The organism is Saccharopolyspora rhizosphaerae, from assembly GCF_003931915.1.
GTDB classification, from domain to species: domain Bacteria; phylum Actinomycetota; class Actinomycetes; order Mycobacteriales; family Pseudonocardiaceae; genus Saccharopolyspora; species Saccharopolyspora rhizosphaerae.
On record NZ_RSAA01000004.1, the window covers coordinates 77,870 to 93,727 of the forward strand.

Here is a 15,858-nt window from a genome sequence, read left to right on the forward strand (position 1 = left end):
TGGGTCCTGGCGGCACCGCTGATGTCCGGGCGGAGGCCACCGCGCCACTCAGGTCCCGCAACCGTCCCGCTGAGCGGAGCGATCACCTCACGCGCCGGGGGCCGGTTGGCGTTGTTGCTGTACGCGAACCAGCTCGGCCAGCAGTGGGGCGGCCTGGTCCGCGGGCATCGCTTCGAAGGCGGCTTTGATCGCCTCGGCTCCCTGCAGGCCGCCGCCTCCCGCGTTCTGCTGCTGGGTGGCGGCCATGTTGTTGACCAGGTCGACGAGCATCGCGACGATCGTGCGCGGCCCCACCGCGGTCTTCCACCCCTGGATCTCGCCCTGGGGTCCGCGCGGACCGAGCAGCTCGTGCTCCAGACGCCGCAAGATCGCGTCCTGTTCCGGGGTCATCTCGTCCTCCTGCTCCTTGGTCACGAGGTCGGCGCGGAAGCGGTCCATGTCGACGTGGCCCGGGTCGATCTTGCCGGTCACGCTGGTCTCCTTGTGGCCGCGCGCAGCGTCCGGCGGTCGACCGAGGTGGCGGAGCACCGCGGCGGTCGCGGTGAGCGCCGCGCCGTGCTGCTCGGGACTGGGCCCCTGGTCGACGCCCTGGTAGTCCCACTCGAAACCGACGTAGAGGGTGTTGCCGTCACCGCCCGGGTTCGGGCCGGACGGCTTGGCCTCGCCCGCGTGGTTGGCACGGCCCGCGGCGATCAGGTGCACCACGCCGTCGAAGCCGATCACCGCGTGGCACAGCGGACCCTTGAGGTCCGGGCGCCCGTCGATGCACAGCTGCACGCTGGGCGCCGGGTTGTCGTAGGACGCGGGCGTGGCGGTGTGGTGTTCGAGCACTCCGACCGCGGCAGCGGGCTGCTCGCCCGAGGCGGTGCGTTCCTTCCAGCCGGGTGTTTCCACGACGTTCAGCCCGGCCGCGCGCAGGACGTCGGCGAGCCACACGAGCGGTAGCGCCACCGGTGATCACCCCCAATGAGATCCCGAGAACCATCGTCCCGATTCCCGGCACCCGCCCGGAACGGCCAAGAGGATGAAAAATCGGGACCCACCCGGCAGGTGGGTCCCGATCTCCGAGGGTGGAGTCACAGCGTGCCGCTGTGCCCCTGCGTGCCCCCTCCGGGCTGCGACTCGCCGCCGCCCTTGGCGGCGAACTGCGACTCGGCGTTGTTCAGCCAGCGCGTCCAGCGCTGCTGCATCGGCTGGATGAGGCCGCCGCCGACACCGACGACGATCACGCCCGCAGCCGAGGCCAGCACTGCGATCAGCACCGGCGTGGTGACGGTGACCGCGATGCCGATCTGGTTCAGCGCGGAGATGATGCCCAGCGCCAGGATGAAGCCGAAGGCGATCTTGCCCAGCGTCGGGCCGGCCGGGCGGTTGCCCAGCGAGCTGGTGATCAGGTCGGAGACCGCGCGGCCGATCGCCGCGGCCACCAGCACCAGGACCACGGCCACGACGATGCGCGGCAGGAACAGCACGACCTGGTCGATGAGGTCCTTGACCGCGTTCGGACCGAACGCGCTGAGCGCCAGCTGCAAGAAGATCAGCAGGATGAAGTAGTAGATCAGCTTGACGAGGATGTCCCCGACATCAATTCCCGATCCCGACGTCATGTCGTGCAGACCGGATTTCGTCAGCAGCTTGTTGAACCCCAACTTGCTGAAAGCCATCTGAACGGCCTTGGAAACCGCTTTGGCGATCAACCAGCCGATCAGCAGGATGATCAGGAAGACGACGAGTTTCGGAACGAAGGTGGCCACCGCGGACCACGCGGCGGCCAATCCTTGCTGGAGAGCTCCCATGTTCGTTGCTCCTCGGTGGAACCGGAAAGATCAGGGGCGGTTTCGGGTCTGGGGAATGGAACTCGATCACCACGTGGACAGCAACTGCGACAGGCTCCACGTTCGGAGGAAGCGGTTGATTCACTCGAGTGATTACATTCACCGCTTCGGTGAGGCGCTGTGCGTGCACGTGGCGGCGGGTGAGACGGCTCGCTCCGCCCCGCTCCCCGCGACCGCGCTGATCTCGGATCGTGCGATTCTGTCGGTATGAGTACCGAAGACGCTGGTGAGCGGGACACCGGTACACGAGATCAGGTCTGCGAAGCCACGCTGCGGCGGCTGGAGCGGGCTTCCGGCGGCCTGGCCGGGGCCAGCATCAACGCCATGGAGCAGCGGCTCCCCTGGTTCCAGCGGCTCCCCGCCGACCAGCGGGCGAGCGTCCAGCTGGTGACCCAGACCGGGGTGTCCAACTTCGTCGCGTGGATGCAGGACTCCAGCCAGTCCATCCGGCTGACCGCCGAGGCGTTCCGCAACGCTCCTCGCGACCTCTCCCGCTGGGTCAGCCTGCGGCAGACCCTGGAGCTGGTCCGCGTCGCCATCGACGTCTTCGAGCAGCAACTGCCGGAGCTGGCCGAGAAGGAGCACGAGCGCTTCGTGCTGCTGGAGGCGATCCTGCGCTACACCCGCGAGATCGCCTTCGCCGCCGCCACCTCCTACGCCGCCGCGGCCGAGGCGCGCGGCGCGTGGGACGCCCGGCTGGAGGCGCTGGTCGTGGACGGCATCGTGCGTGGTGACGCCGAGGAGTCGCTGCTGTCCCGCGCCGCCGCGCTGGGCTGGGACCCGGCCTCGCAGGCGACCGTCCTGGTCGGCAACGCCCCCTCGGACGACCCGCCGACCGTCGTCTACCAGGTCCGCAGCCGCGCCGCCCGGATCGGCTGCCCGGTGCTGCTGGGCGTGCAGGGCTCACGGCTGGTGGTCGTCTTCGGCGGCGCCGGCGAAGGCCGCAGCAACGACGAGATCGCCCTCGGGCTCACCGAGGCGTTCGGAGAAGGCCCGGTCGTCGCCGGTCCGAGCATGCCGAGCCTGGCCGAGGCGCACCGCTCGGCCGCGGACGCGATGTCGGCGCTGCGGTCGGTGGTGGCCTGGCCGACCGCGCCTCGCCCGGTCCCCTCGGCCGACCTCCTGCCGGAGCGCGCGCTGGCCGGGGACCCGGAGGCCGAGCGGCAGCTGGTCGAGCGCATCGTGCTGCCGCTGGTCGACGCGGGTGGCGCGCTGATGGAAACGGTCGACACCTACCTGGAGGTCGGCGGCGTGCTGGAGAACTGCGCCCGCCAGCTCTACGTGCACCCCAACACCGTGCGCTACCGGCTCCGGCGGGTCGCCGAGCTGACCGGACGAACTCCTTCCCACGCTCGGGACGCCCACGTGCTGCGGGTCGGACTCGCCGTCGGCCGGCTGGCCAAGGCCCGCGGCCTGTGGTGACACAGGCCTCATCCAGCCGGCCGGTCGGTCACCAACGGGTCACATCCGACAACGATTCACCAGTTGGTACCGCCTGGTCCTGGTGGTGCTTGTAGACACTCCACAACTTTGCGGTCAGGACTTCGTCCTCGTCGGCATCACCTCCATCCCGGCACCAGGTGTTCAGTAGCAAGAGTGATCGCGCTTCTCGCCCCCGGACAGGGGTCCCAGACCCCTGGCATGTTCAACCCGTGGCTCGAGCTCGACGGCGTCGAGGACCGCCTCGGACGCTGGTCGGAGCTGACCGGACTGGACCTGATCAGGCTCGGCACGACCGCGGAGGCCGACGAGATCAAGGACACCTCGGTGACGCAGCCGCTGGTCGTGGCGTTGTCGCTGATCGCGGCCGAAGAACTGCGCCGCCGCGTCGAGGTCCCCGCCGACACGCCCGTCGCGGGCCACTCGGTGGGCGAGCTCGCCGCAGCCGCGGTGGCCGGTGCGCTCGAGTCCGACGACGCCGTGGCGCTGGCCGCGGTGCGCGGCCGGGAGATGGCCGCCGCCTGCGCGCTGGAGCCCACGGGCATGGCCGCGGTGCTCGGCGGTGACGAGCAGGCCGTGCTGGCGGCGCTGGAGGACCTCGGTCTCGACCCGGCCAACCGCAACGGCGCCGGTCAGATCGTCGCCGCGGGCAAGAACGGCGCGCTGGAGCAGCTGGCCGCCGAGCCTCCGGAGGGCGCGCGGGTCCGCCCGCTGCCCGTCGCCGGTGCCTTCCACACCCGCTTCATGGCCCCGGCGCGGGAAACCCTCGCCAAGCACGCCGAGAACGTGAAGGCCACCGACGCGACGCTGCCGCTGCTGTCCAACGCGGACGGCGCGGTGGTCACCTCCGCCGACGACATCCTCAGCCGCCTGGTCAACCAGGTCACCAGCCCGGTCCGCTGGGACAGCTGCATGGCCGCGCTGGGCGAGCGCGGGGTGGACGCCGTCGTGGAGTTCCCGCCCGCCGGCGCGTTGACCGGCATGGTGCGCCGCGCCCTCAAGGGCGTGCAGACTATCGCCCTCAAAACCCCTGCCGACCTGGACAAGGTCGCCGACCAGCTCGGGAGCGCCGCGTGAGCCTGCCCCGCATCGCATCGAAGCCCGCCGTGGCGGGCACCAAGCTGCTGGGCTTCGGCAGCACCCAGGGCAACCGGGTCGTGACCAACCACGACCTGGCCAAGATCGTCGACACCAACGACGAGTGGATCCAGCAGCGGGTCGGCATCGTGCACCGCCGCCTCGGCGACGACGACCAGACGGTGGTCAGCATGGCCGTCGAGGCCGGCGCCAAGGCCGTGGCCGACGCCGGGCTGAGCCCGTCCGATGTGGACCAGGTGATCGTCGCGACCTGCACGATGCCCGGTGGCATCCCCAACGCCGCCGCGCAGGTCGCCGACCAGATCGGGATCAAGGCGAAGAGCGCGTACGACCTCAACGCCGCGTGCGCCGGCTTCGTCTACGCCACCGCGCAGGCCTCCGACGCCGTGCGCGCCGGTTCCGCCCGCAACGTGCTGGTCATCGGCTCGGAGCGGTTCCAGGAGTGGCTGGACTGGGAAGACCGCGCCAACTGCATCATCTTCGCCGACGGCGCGGGCGCCGCGGTGGTCGGCGCCGCCGAGGAACCAGAGCTGGGGCCGGGGGTGCTGGGCAGCGCCGGCGACCTGGTGGACACCATCTACCTGCGCGAGAACAAGTACATCTACCAGGAGGGCCAGTCGGTCTTCCGGTGGGCGACCACCCAGATCGCGCCGGTGGCCATCGAGGCCGTCGAAGCCGCCGGGCTCCAGCTCTCCGACATCGACGTCCTGGTCCCGCACCAGGCGAACCTGCGGATCGTCGAGGCCATCGGCAGGAAGTTGCAGACCAAGGGTGCCCGCGATGACCTGGTCGTCGCGCGTGACATCGTCTACTCCGGCAACACCTCGTCGGCGTCGATCCCGCTGTCGATCGACCACATGCGGGCGGCCGGGGAGATCCCCAGCGGTGCGGTGATGCTCCTCGTGGGCTTCGGTGCCGGGTTGTCCTACGCGGCCCAGGTCGCCGTGTGCCCTTGATGTCATGCCAGTGAAGAGCCACCGCAGGCCGCAGGCCCGGCGGTAGGGACGTAAGAACCAGGAAGGGAAAACCAAGTGTCGAACGAAGAAATCACCAAGGGTCTCGCCGCCATCGTCGAGGAGGTCGCGGGTGTCGACGCGGCCGACGTGACCACCGACAAGTCCTTCGTCGACGACCTGGACATCGACTCGCTGTCCATGGTGGAGATCGCCGTGCAGGCCGAGGACAAGTTCGGCGTCAAGATCCCGGACGACCAGCTGGCCAACCTCAAGACCGTCGGTGATGCGGTCGACTACATCACCAACAACGCATGACCACCGAAGTCGTCATCACCGGGCTGGGGGCGACGACACCGCTCGGTGGTGACGTCGCGTCCACTTGGGACGGGCTGCTCAACGGCTCCAGCGGCATCCGCCGCATGGAGGCCGAATGGCTCGACACCTACGAGCTGCCCGCGAAGATCAGCGCTCCGCTGGCGGTCGATCCGAGCGAGGTGCTGCCTCGCGTGCAGCTGCGCCGGATGGACCGCTGCGAGGCCATCGCGGTCATCGCGGCCCGCGAAGCGTGGGCTGATGCCGGCTTCGACATGCCCACCGACGAGTCCGAACCCGTCGACCCGGATCGGCTCGGCGTGGCGCTGGGCACCGGCATCGGTGGCCCGCTGACCCTGCTGCAGCAGGACGACCAGCTGGAAGCGGGTGGCCTGCGCAAGGTGTCGCCGCTCACCGTGCCGATGCTGATGCCCAACGGGCCGGCCGCGATGGTCAGCCTGGAGCTGCGCGCTCGTGCCGGTGTGCACTCGCCGGCCTCGGCGTGCGCCTCCGGTGCCGAAGGCCTGGCCAAGGCCGCTGAGATGATCCGGTACGGGCACGCCGACGTGGTGGTGGCCGGTGGTGCGGAGTCCTGCATCCACCCGATCACCATCGCCGGTTTCGCCCAGGCCCGGACCCTGAGCACGCGCAACGACGAGCCGGAGCGCGCCTCCCGCCCGTTCGACGTGGACCGCGACGGGTTCGTGATGGGCGAGGGCGCCGGTGTGGTGGTCCTGGAGAGCGCTGAGCACGCCAAGGCGCGCGGTGCTCGGATCTACGGCCGCCTGGCCGGGGCCGGCATCACCTCGGACGCCTACCACATCACCGGGAGCCACCCGGACGGTCTGGGCCAGGTCGCCGCGATGCGCAAGGCGCTCGCGGACGCCGACCTGCAAGCCTCCGACATCGGGCACGTCAACGCGCACGCGACCTCGACCGTGGTCGGTGACGTGGGCGAGGCGAACTCGGTGCGCAAGGCCCTCGGGGACGGGGCGGTCGTGACCGCGCCCAAGGGTTCGCTCGGGCACCTGGTCGGCGGGGCCGGTGCGGTCGAGAGCATCGTCACGATCCTCTCGCTGCACCACGGCGTCATCCCGGCGACGCAGAACCTCGAGAACGTCGACCCCAAGGTGGAGCTGGACGTGGTGGCCGACAAGCCGCGCCACGTCGAGCAGACCGCCGCCCTCAACAACGCCTTCGGCTTCGGCGGGCACAACGTCGCCCTCGCCTTCGCCCGGGCGTGATCGCGGCCGCGGGGACGGGCACCGGCCCGTCCCCGCGAAGCCCGCTCTTCTCGCGCGTGCGCGCGCTCTCCTCCTCCACTCCCGACCGAGCAGCGACCCGGTGCCTCAGGCGCAGGGGGCCGCGATCGCGCTGTTCGGGAGCTTGCTGATGTCCAGGACGGCGTTGCCGTTCTCGTCGACGACGACTGGGTAGACGACGTCCCACTGCACGCAGTGCGCCTTGACCTGCGGCGGCGCGTCCTCGAGGTCCTGCTCGCTCTTGAAGCTGAGCATCACCAGCGCGGAGCGGTCCTGTCCCGGGTCGATGCGGTGGACCTTCATGTCGTGGTCCCGGGTGCTGTCGTAGTCGTCGAACCACTTGCTCTGCGGGAGTTCGCGCCACTTGCTGGGCGGGACCGTCGACTTCCAGAGCTCGTAGTTCTTGCGGTTGATGCCGTCGAAGTAGTTGTCCAGCAGGCCCTCGATGATGCGCTGGTCCGGGTAGGCCGCGGCATCGGGCGAGTACTCGACCCCGGAGCGGGAGACGACGGGCTGCTGATCGGCTCGAACGCCCGGAACGCTCGGACCCCCCTGGACCCGCTGTTCGTCCCCTCCGAAGTGGAGGAACCGGGCGAGCAGGACACCACCGGTACCGGCCGCGAGGAGCACGACGACGGCGAGCGGGATCCCCCATGTCAGCCAAGAGCGCACGGGGCACAGCTTCGCACAACCCGATCAGGCGAGTGCGGGCTTCCCGGAAATCACCCGACGCGGTGCAGCACGGTCACCGGAGCGCCATCGCCGGCGCGGCGGAACGGTTCGAGGGCGTCGTCCCACGCCGCCCCGAGCAGCTGCTCGACGCGGTGCGCGAACGCCTCCGGCCCCTTGGCGTTGGCCGCCAACGTGCGGAGTTGATCTTCGCTCACGACGATGTCACCATTGGCGCTGGTGCAGGCGCGCCACAGACCGAGTCCGGGCGCGTGGCAGAACCGCTGCCCGTCGACCCCGGGGCTAGGGTCCTCCGTGATCTCGAAGCGCAACATGGGCCACGCGCGCAGGGCGGTCACGAGGCGTGCTCCGGTACCCGGCTCACCCGTCCAGGTGCACTCCGCGCGGAGTTGCCCGGGGGCTGCCGGTTGCGCCGTCCAGCGGAGTTCCGTCCGAGTGCCGAGTGCGCCGGAAATCGCCCACTCGACGTGCGGGCAGACCGCAGACGGCGACGAGTGGATGTAGACCACACCGCAGGTGAGGCCACTGTCGCTGCCACGGGTGCTCACTGCTGACCTCCGCTGTTCGACGAGGGACGTCTTCCCCTACGACCTCGCGAACTCGACGATCACCAGTTGCCGCGTCATTCTGCATCGCGGGTGGAGATCTTCGCCACCGCGAGATCAGCATCCGCAGGCGTCCGAAAAAGCCCGGCACCAGCCGAGACCAGCACCCCTCCGGCGACGGAGGTTCACTGAAATCGCTGATCCGAGCGCCGCGACGGGTGATCGGCATCCCTCGGACGCAGCAACACCAGCTCGGCAGACGAGTGGCGATTACCACTCGAACGGATTAATGCGCAAGCCGAAGCACGCGCCCGATCCACCCCCGCTAACGTCAACACCGCGGAAACACCCAGCACACCGCAACTCTCGAGGAGGCCCGATGCACCTGGTGCGGCTCGGAGTGGAACCGACCGAGGTCGGTGCCGACGTCCGGGCGGCCATCGCCGCGTGGGGATCCGGTCGCTCGGTTCTCGGAGGCGTCACCGTGTTCGGCTGCCGACCTCCTGGCAGCCCGCGCGAGCTCGACGCGGTGATCGTGCTGCCCCGGGGGCTGATCGTAGTGCTGGGCGTGGACCTGCCCGAACCGGCGTTGAAGCTCGAAGCCCCGGCGGGCACGCCGTGGACGGTCGACGGCTGGCCGCTGGTGCGCACCGAGGGCGCGGTCAACCCGGCGCAGGAGGGGTTGGAGTCCGCGGCGGCGCTGGCTCGCAGCCTGCAGTCGCGCGGCCTGGAACCGCTGCCGGTCGCCGCGGTCGTCGCCGTCGGCCCCTACGTCGGGCAGGTCACCCAGCCGACCACCGACCTGCACCGCGGCGTGCGGGTGGTCTCGCCGAACACGACCTCCGTCCTGTCGGCGGCTCGTGAGCTCGCGACCTACGAGAGCACGTGCGACGCGGGTTCCGCGAAGGCGCTGCTGGACGTGCTCGGCGCCGAGGTGACCGGTGAAGTGCTGGTCGGCGAGGGGTTCCCGGAAGCGCCGGAGGTGGACCTCGCCGGCGCCGACACGATGCTCATCCCGAAGTACTCCGAGAAACGTCCCGCCGGCCGGGCTCGCACGTCCGCGCGGTCCCGGTCGTTCCCGCGCGGCAAGCTGATCGGGGCGGTGGCCGCGCTGGTGGTGGTGTTCGGGCTGCTCGGAGCTCTGGCGCTGGGTTCGACGTGGGCAGGTCCACCGGAAGTCGCGACCCAGCGGGTCGACGGGGTGGGGTTCGCGCACCGCGCGACCGACCACGTCGCCGCGTGCGGCCAGCACTCCTACGGCGACGTGCAGCGGTGGTTCCAGGTGCAGCCGTGCCGCAGCCTGCGGCGCGGGCTCTTCGAGACGCACCGCGGTGAGTCGGCGGTGGCGCTGTCGGTCGCGGTCGTGGACCTGCCGGGCCAGGAAGCGGCCACGCAGTTGCGGAAGCTGCTGGAGTCGGCCGGAACCGGTGGCATCAGCGACCTCGTCTCGCAGGGGCGCGGCTGGTCGGGCGGGCCGCGCGACTTCGGCGACGCCGCGCAGGCGGTGCAGCAGCACGGCAGCCAGGTCCGCGTCGTGCAGGCGGTGTGGGCGCGAGAACCGTCCCACCCCGACGACCTGGAACTGCGCGCCATGGCCGAACGCGGCCTACGGCTCCACCCCTAGCCAGCAGCCCGGCGCAGCCGCCGTTCAACCCCCGCGCCGGGCGGCAGCGTTCGAACTTCGCGCGGATGTCGAGGCTCGAAGTTCCCCGTCGAGGTTCGCGCGAAGTTCGAAGGGCCCCAACGGGGCTGCCGCGAGTCCTCGAGCGGCTGCGTGGCGAGTGCGCCGTGCGACATGCCCTCTGGAGCGGCGCGCGGTGTCCACGGAACCGCTCGAGTCGCGCCACTGGCACCGCTGGGCGGGACGGAGCCTAGGAGTGCTCCTGCTCGGTGACGCCGGAGTCGTCGCGGCGCTGTTCGGGGACGGGGCGCGGACCTCTGGTGAGGTACGGGGTGCCGAGCCGGGACAGGAACAGCATCGGCGCGTACAGCGGCACGACCGCGGCCAGCGCAGCGGCGGTGACGCCCGCTCGCAGGACGTCGTGGGGGAACAGGGTCGGTCGTTCCAGGAGCCGCTGGGAGATCTGCGCGCTGATCCACAGCAGGAGGATGAACCCGACCATGCCGGCCACCGCGACGAGCATCGCCGGGCGGTAGCCGAGCCGTTCGGCGCCCAGCATCACCGCGACCCAGCCGAGCAGCGCGGGCAGCTGCCCGCGTTCGGTGGTCGCCGCCCACAGCAGTCCGCCGAAGATCGCCAGCCCGCCGCCGCTGCGCTGCCAGGTCTCGGTCACCCGCTCCGCCCAGCCGCTCCCGGTCAGACCGACGCGAGCGGCGAGCTCACCCAGCACGCCCAGCGCGCTCGGCCCGTGCTCAGGTGCCAGGAACTGGCCGACGATCCACGCCAGCGCCCACAGCGAGACGCAGCACGCCACGACCTGCTGCCACCGCGGACGGTCCAACGCCACGAACACCAACCGCCGCAAACCCCGCACGACCACCCCAACCCTCGACCGCCTCGAGGATGGGACACCCCCAGCACCCCGACCACCACATCAGCCGCTTCTCCCCCACACGGGTGAGCACCACCGTCGTTCTCGCAGGAGCCTGCGGACGGCGTTGTGTCTGGTCAGAAGGTCGCGGGGAGGGTGGTGCAGGGTTCGGGGGTAGCGCAGGGCAGCGGGATGGGGAGCACGTCCGGGCCGTCGACGAGCCACTGCGCGGCGCCGGGGGCGGAGACGAGGGTCCGGCCCTGGGCGTCCACCGACAGACCCACCTCGCCGGGTGGCACGGGCGGCATCGCGAAAGGCGCTCCCGCCGCGAGCTTCCGCCCGGAGTCGGCCGCGTAGGTGGCGACCCGGGCACGCCCGGGAGCGTCGCAATCGGCGGGCTCCAAGGCCGCGATGTCCTGGCCGGACCCGGTGACCGCCAGCGGCGCGCACCGACCTGTCCCGACCGCGCGAGCGCCGTCCACCGTGGCCGGATCCGGACCGGTCAGCAGCAGCTCGGAGCGACCACCGCGCTCGGCGAGCAGGGCCAGCCGGCCGCCGTCCGTCAGCGCCAGGTCGAGCACCCGCATGCCGGGCGTCGGCAGGACGCGGCGGGTCCCGCCGGACCACACCACCAGACCGTCGTCCTCGGCGTAGGCGACCCGGCCCCCGCGTGCCGCGAGCGCCCGGGGGCCGCGCACTGCGGCGAGGGGGCGCTGCCCCTCGGCCGCCACCTCGACCACCCGTCCACCCTCCGGAGTGGACACCGCGGCGAAGACCCGGCCGCGGTCGCCGGCCAGCTCGGTGACCTCGCCTCCGGTGATCCGGGCGACCTCCCCCTGCTCCCGCCCGGTCGCCACGTCGAACGAGGCGATCACCCCGTCCTCCACCGCGGCGACGTAGTTGCCCGGACGCACGCTCACCGGCTGCGGGTCCGGCGTCTGCACGCCCACCGCCACGCCGGCGAAGACGGCTACGACGACCGCTGCGGCGACGACCAGGAACGTCGGCCTCCGGTACGGCGCGCGGCGGCGCCGAGCCGCGGCCAGCAACGTCGGCAAGGCGTCCGGCGCGGGCTCGACGTCGGCGACCGCCCGGTGCAACCGGGCCCGCACCAGCTCGACGTTCCGATCGAGTTCGTTCACACCCGCTCCCCCAGCAGTTCTGACAACCTCGCCACCCCGCGCGAGCAGTAGGACTTCACCGAGCCCTGGCTGCACCCCATCACCTCGGCGGTGCGGACCTCGCTCAGGTCGGCGTAGTAGCGCAGCACGATCGCCTCCCGTTGCCTGCGCGGCAGCCGGGCGAGCGCCTGGGCCAACACAGCGCGGTCGAGCCCGCGCCCGGTGTCGTCGGGCAGGCGGTCGGCCACGGCCAGCTTCGGCAGGTGCTTGCGCGCGACCAGGCGTCTGCGCAGCGTCGACCGCGCCCGGTTGAGCACCGCCTGCCGCAGGAACGCCAGCGCCTTGCCCGGGTCGCGCAGCCTGCTCCGCGAGTCGAAGACCCGCAGGTACGCGTCCTGCACGATGTCCTCGGCGGAGGCGCGGTCGTCCACCAGCAGCACCGCGATGCGCAGAAGTTGCGCGTAGTGCTCCCGGTAGAGGTCGGTCAGCTTGTTCGTCAGCTCGTCCACTGCCGCCGACCCGTCACCCGGCCGGATGGTCACAGGCATTGCGATCGACACCGTCACATCTGTGCACGACGCCCGGACCCCCTCCTGGGTTGTGGCCGGTGTGCGGTCGTGACCGAACCCGGCTGTGATCAACAGCGGCGACTCTACCGACGGGGCACCCCGTTGATCAGTTCGTGCGTCGAGTTCACGCCACCGGCCCGGCGGCGAAATCTTGCCGTCACCGGCTCGCACCGGTAGGGCTGAGGGGAGCCGCGCGCGAGGAGGACTTCATGAAGTTCGGCATCTCCACGTTCGTCACCGACGAAGGCATCACCCCGGTCGACCTCGGCAAGGCACTGGAGGAACGCGGTTTCGACGCGCTGTTCCTCGCCGAGCACACCCACATCCCCGCCAGCCGGGAGACGCCCTACCCGGGCGGCGGTGAGCTGCCGCGGATCTACTACCGCACGCTCGACCCGTTCGTGGCGCTGTCGGCGATCGCCTCGGTCACCGAGGAGCTGCTGCTGGCCACCGGCATCGCCCTGGTCGTCGAACGCGACCCGATCACCACCGCCAAGGAGGTCGCCAGCCTCGACCTGATCTCGGGCGGCCGAGCCGTCTTCGGCGTCGGCGCGGGCTGGAACCGCGAGGAGATGCGCAACCACGGCACCGACCCGCGCACCCGGGGCAGGTTGATGGACGAGCGGATCCGCGCGATGCGCACGATCTGGACCGAGGAGGCCGCGGAGTTCCACGGCGAGTTCGTCGACTTCGATCCGATCTACGCCTGGCCCAAGCCGGTGCAGAAGCCGCACCCGCCGATCTACATCGGCGGCGAGAGCGACCGCTCGATCGCCCGCGTCAGCGAGTTCGGTGACGGCTGGCTGCCGCGCGGCGGCACCGAGAACCTCGGGGACCTCATCTCCCACGTCCGTGACACGGCCGGACGGAGGGTGCCGGTCACGCTCTTCGGCGCCGAGGACGACGCCGCCAAGCTCACCCGCTACGCCGAGGACGGGGTGGACCGCGCGCTGCTGATGCTGGAGACCATGCCGCGCGACGAGACGCTGCGGAAGTTGGACGAGTTGGCCGAGCTCACCCGCGGGATCGGGTGAGGACTTCACATCCTGATTACGCTGGCGCAACGGGCTGGACATTCCCGACGCGCGCGCCGATGCTCTAGAACTGCTGTGCACACGCGTCTCGCACAGCAGGATTGGAGTCCGAGACGGTGGCTACGACAACGGCCCCGAGCGGTGGATCGGCTCGGAAGCGCAGGATGAGTCTCAAGGAGATCATCACATGGGTGCTGGTCGCGCTCGTCGGCGCGGTCAGCTGGGGTGTGATCGCGCTGGTGCGCGGTGAGGAGATCTCGGCCGCCTGGCTGGTCTTCGCGGCGCTGGCTTCCTACGCCATCGCGTACCGCTTCTACGCCCGGTTCATCACCCACCGGGTGCTCAAGACCGACGACGACCGGGCGACTCCGGCGGAACGGCTCAACAACGGTGCCGACTTCCACCCGACCGACCGGCGGGTGCTGTTCGGCCACCACTTCGCCGCGATCGCCGGCGCCGGCCCGCTGGTGGGTCCGGTGCTCGCCGCGCAGATGGGATACCTGCCCGGCACGGTCTGGATCATCATCGGCGTCATCTTCGCCGGTGCCGTGCAGGACATGGTGGTGCTGTTCTTCTCCACCCGCCGCAACGGCCGCAGCCTCGGCCAGATGGCCCGCGAGGAGATCGGGCCGGTGGGCGGCATCGCGGCGCTTGTCGCCGTGCTCGCCATCATGGTCATCTTGCTCGCGGTGCTGGCCCTGGTCGTGGTGGGCGCGCTCAAGGGTTCGCCGTGGGGCGCTTTCTCCATCGGCATGACGATCCCGATCGCCCTGTTCATGGGCTTCTACCTGCGGTACCTGCGGCCGGGCAAGATCGTCGAGGTCTCGGCGATCGGCATCGTGCTGCTGCTGGCCAGCATCGCGGGCGGCAGCTGGGTGGCCGAGTCCGGCATGGCCGAGTTCTTCACCCTCAGCGGCAACGAGGTCACCTTCGCGCTGATCATCTACGGTTTCGTCGCCTCGGTGCTGCCGGTGTGGATGCTGCTGGCGCCGCGCGACTACCTGAGCACCTTCATGAAGGTCGGCGTGATCGTGCTGCTGGCAGCCTCGATCCTGATCGCGATGCCGGTGATGAAGACCGGCGCGGTCACCGACTTCGCGCTCAACGGCAAGGGCCCGGTGTTCTCCGGTGCGCTGTTCCCCTTCGTGTTCATCACGATCGCCTGCGGTGCCCTGTCCGGGTTCCACGCGCTGATCTCCTCGGGCACCACGCCGAAGATGATCGAGAAGGAGTCGCAGGTCCGGGTCATCGGCTACGGCGGCATGCTGACCGAGTCGTTCGTGGCGATCATGGCGCTGGCCGCGGCCTGCATCATCGACCCGGGCATCTACTTCGCGATGAACATGCCCGACAGCGCGCTGGGCGACACCGTGCAGTCGGCGTCGCAGGCGGTGGCCGGCATCGGCTTCCAGGTCACGCCCGAGCAGCTCTCGGCGGCCGCGGCGGCGGTCGAGGAGGAGACGCTGGTGGGCCGCAGCGGCGGCGCGCCGACCCTGGCGCTGGGCCTGTCCGAGGTGTTCTCGCAGGTCATGGGCGGGGACGCGATGAGGGCCTTCTGGTACCACTTCGCGGTGATGTTCGAGGCGCTGTTCATCCTGACCACTGTGGACGCCGGTACCCGGGTGGGCCGGTTCATGCTGCAGGACACGGTCGGCAACGTCTGGAAGCGCTTCGGCGACGTCAGCTGGAAGCCGGGCAACTGGCTGGCCAGCGCGGTCATCGTGGGCGCGTGGGGCTACTTCCTGTGGGCCGGCGTGAACGACCCGCTGGGCGGCATCAACCAGCTGTTCCCGCTGTTCGGCATCGCCAACCAGCTGCTGGCGGCGGTGGCGCTCGCGGTGGCCACAACCATGCTGATCAAGGCAGGTCGGGCCAAGTACGCGTGGGTGACGCTGATCCCGTTGGCCTGGGACGCGGCGGTGACGCTGACCGCGAGCTGGCAGAAGATCTTCTCCGACAACCCCAAGATCGGGTTCTTCGCCCAGCGGGCGTCGTACCAGGCCGCGCTGGACGCCGGTGAGACCAGCAAGGGCACGGCCAGCACCGTGGAGGAGATGCAGAAGGTCGTGGTGAACTCCACTGTGGACGGCGTGCTCAGCGTGCTGTTCGCGGTGCTGATCATCATCGTGCTGGTGGACGCCATCCGCGTCTGGATCAAGGCGCTGCGCACCACCGAACCGCTGCCCAGCACCGAGGCCGAGTACGTGAAGTCGGAGCTGTGGGCGCCTTCGGGCCTCATCCCGACGGCCGAGGAGCGGCAGAAGCAGAAGGAGCTCGCCACGTCCGGGAGCAGCAGTTGACCTCGACGACCCTGTCCAGGCTGCGCGGATCCGTCCGCGCAGCCTGGCAGATCGTGCGCGGGGTGGCGGGCGAGACGGCGTACGAGACCTACCTCGAACACCACCGCACCCACCACCCCGGCGAGGAACCGATGTCGGAACGGGAGTTCTGGAAGGCCCACATCGACCGCCAGGACACCAACCCCGGCTCCCGCTGCTGCTGAG

The 15,858-nt window shown here is 70.7% G+C and carries 16 protein-coding genes; 9 read left to right on the top strand and 7 right to left on the bottom strand.

Annotated features, from left to right (window positions below; all coding sequences use genetic code 11):
- Positions 1–87 precede the first annotated feature (87 nt).
- Entirely contained in the window at positions 88–951 is an 864-nt protein-coding gene (locus EIL87_RS03780; RefSeq protein WP_125088741.1) for a peptidoglycan recognition protein family protein, read from the bottom strand.
- A 125-nt stretch (positions 952–1,076) separates the two neighbouring features.
- Entirely contained in the window at positions 1,077–1,796 is a 720-nt protein-coding gene (locus EIL87_RS03785) for a mechanosensitive ion channel family protein (protein WP_125088742.1), read from the bottom strand.
- Between the two features lie 246 nt (positions 1,797–2,042).
- Between EIL87_RS03785 and EIL87_RS03790 the strand changes: the two genes are divergently transcribed.
- The 5 genes from EIL87_RS03790 (at position 2,043) to EIL87_RS03810 (ending at position 6,885) form a co-directional block, all read left to right on the top strand.
- Positions 2,043–3,257, top strand: coding sequence for a PucR family transcriptional regulator (locus EIL87_RS03790; RefSeq protein ID WP_199740244.1), 1,215 nt, complete (start codon positions 2,043–2,045; stop codon positions 3,255–3,257).
- Positions 3,258–3,431: 174 nt separating this feature from the next.
- Entirely contained in the window at positions 3,432–4,352 is a 921-nt protein-coding gene (locus EIL87_RS03795; protein WP_125088743.1) for an ACP S-malonyltransferase, read from the top strand.
- The gene (locus EIL87_RS03800; protein ID WP_125088744.1) at positions 4,349–5,329 is read left to right on the top strand and encodes a beta-ketoacyl-ACP synthase III; all 981 of its coding nucleotides are present in this window, start codon (positions 4,349–4,351) and stop codon (positions 5,327–5,329) included. Before EIL87_RS03795 ends, EIL87_RS03800 begins: the two co-directional genes overlap by 4 nt.
- A gap of 75 nt (positions 5,330–5,404) precedes the next feature.
- The gene (locus EIL87_RS03805) at positions 5,405–5,644 is read left to right on the top strand and encodes an acyl carrier protein (protein WP_125088745.1); all 240 of its coding nucleotides are present in this window, start codon (positions 5,405–5,407) and stop codon (positions 5,642–5,644) included.
- Entirely contained in the window at positions 5,641–6,885 is a 1,245-nt protein-coding gene (locus tag EIL87_RS03810) for a beta-ketoacyl-[acyl-carrier-protein] synthase family protein (protein WP_125088746.1), read from the top strand. The genes EIL87_RS03805 and EIL87_RS03810 overlap by 4 nt, the downstream gene beginning before the upstream one ends.
- Before the next feature lie 105 nt (positions 6,886–6,990).
- On the opposite strand, the gene EIL87_RS03815 is transcribed toward EIL87_RS03810, so the two are convergent.
- Positions 6,991–7,575, bottom strand: a complete 585-nt coding sequence (locus EIL87_RS03815) for a hypothetical protein (protein WP_125088747.1) — start codon at positions 7,573–7,575, stop codon at positions 6,991–6,993.
- Between the two features lie 50 nt (positions 7,576–7,625).
- Positions 7,626–8,141, bottom strand: a complete 516-nt coding sequence (locus tag EIL87_RS03820) for a DUF3145 domain-containing protein (RefSeq protein WP_125088748.1) — start codon at positions 8,139–8,141, stop codon at positions 7,626–7,628.
- Positions 8,142–8,517: 376 nt separating this feature from the next.
- On the opposite strand from EIL87_RS03820, the gene EIL87_RS03825 reads away from it, so the two are divergent.
- Positions 8,518–9,762, top strand: coding sequence for a hypothetical protein (locus EIL87_RS03825; RefSeq protein ID WP_125088749.1), 1,245 nt, complete (start codon positions 8,518–8,520; stop codon positions 9,760–9,762).
- 247 nt (positions 9,763–10,009) lie between these two features.
- On the opposite strand, the gene EIL87_RS03830 is transcribed toward EIL87_RS03825, so the two are convergent.
- The 3 genes from EIL87_RS03830 to EIL87_RS03840 form a co-directional block, all read right to left on the bottom strand.
- Entirely contained in the window at positions 10,010–10,633 is a 624-nt protein-coding gene (locus EIL87_RS03830; RefSeq protein WP_233576003.1) for a hypothetical protein, read from the bottom strand.
- A gap of 134 nt (positions 10,634–10,767) precedes the next feature.
- Positions 10,768–11,772: a hypothetical protein gene (locus EIL87_RS03835; protein ID WP_125088751.1), complete on the bottom strand. Its 1,005-nt coding sequence runs from the start codon at positions 11,770–11,772 to the stop codon at positions 10,768–10,770.
- A complete protein-coding gene (locus EIL87_RS03840; RefSeq protein ID WP_125088752.1) occupies positions 11,769–12,299 on the bottom strand; it encodes a SigE family RNA polymerase sigma factor in 531 nt (176 codons plus the stop codon). The genes EIL87_RS03835 and EIL87_RS03840 overlap by 4 nt, the downstream gene beginning before the upstream one ends.
- Before the next feature lie 230 nt (positions 12,300–12,529).
- Here EIL87_RS03840 and EIL87_RS03845 point away from each other — a divergent pair, with 230 nt between their 5' ends.
- The 3 genes from EIL87_RS03845 to EIL87_RS03855 all read left to right on the top strand — a co-directional run bounded on the left by EIL87_RS03845 (position 12,530) and on the right by EIL87_RS03855 (position 15,857).
- Entirely contained in the window at positions 12,530–13,354 is an 825-nt protein-coding gene (locus EIL87_RS03845; protein ID WP_125088753.1) for an LLM class F420-dependent oxidoreductase, read from the top strand.
- Positions 13,355–13,518: 164 nt separating this feature from the next.
- The gene (locus EIL87_RS03850) at positions 13,519–15,654 is read left to right on the top strand and encodes a carbon starvation CstA family protein (protein WP_199740247.1); all 2,136 of its coding nucleotides are present in this window, start codon (positions 13,519–13,521) and stop codon (positions 15,652–15,654) included.
- Positions 15,651–15,857, top strand: a complete 207-nt coding sequence (locus EIL87_RS03855; RefSeq protein WP_125088754.1) for a YbdD/YjiX family protein — start codon at positions 15,651–15,653, stop codon at positions 15,855–15,857. Before EIL87_RS03850 ends, EIL87_RS03855 begins: the two co-directional genes overlap by 4 nt.
- Position 15,858 lies beyond the last annotated feature (1 nt).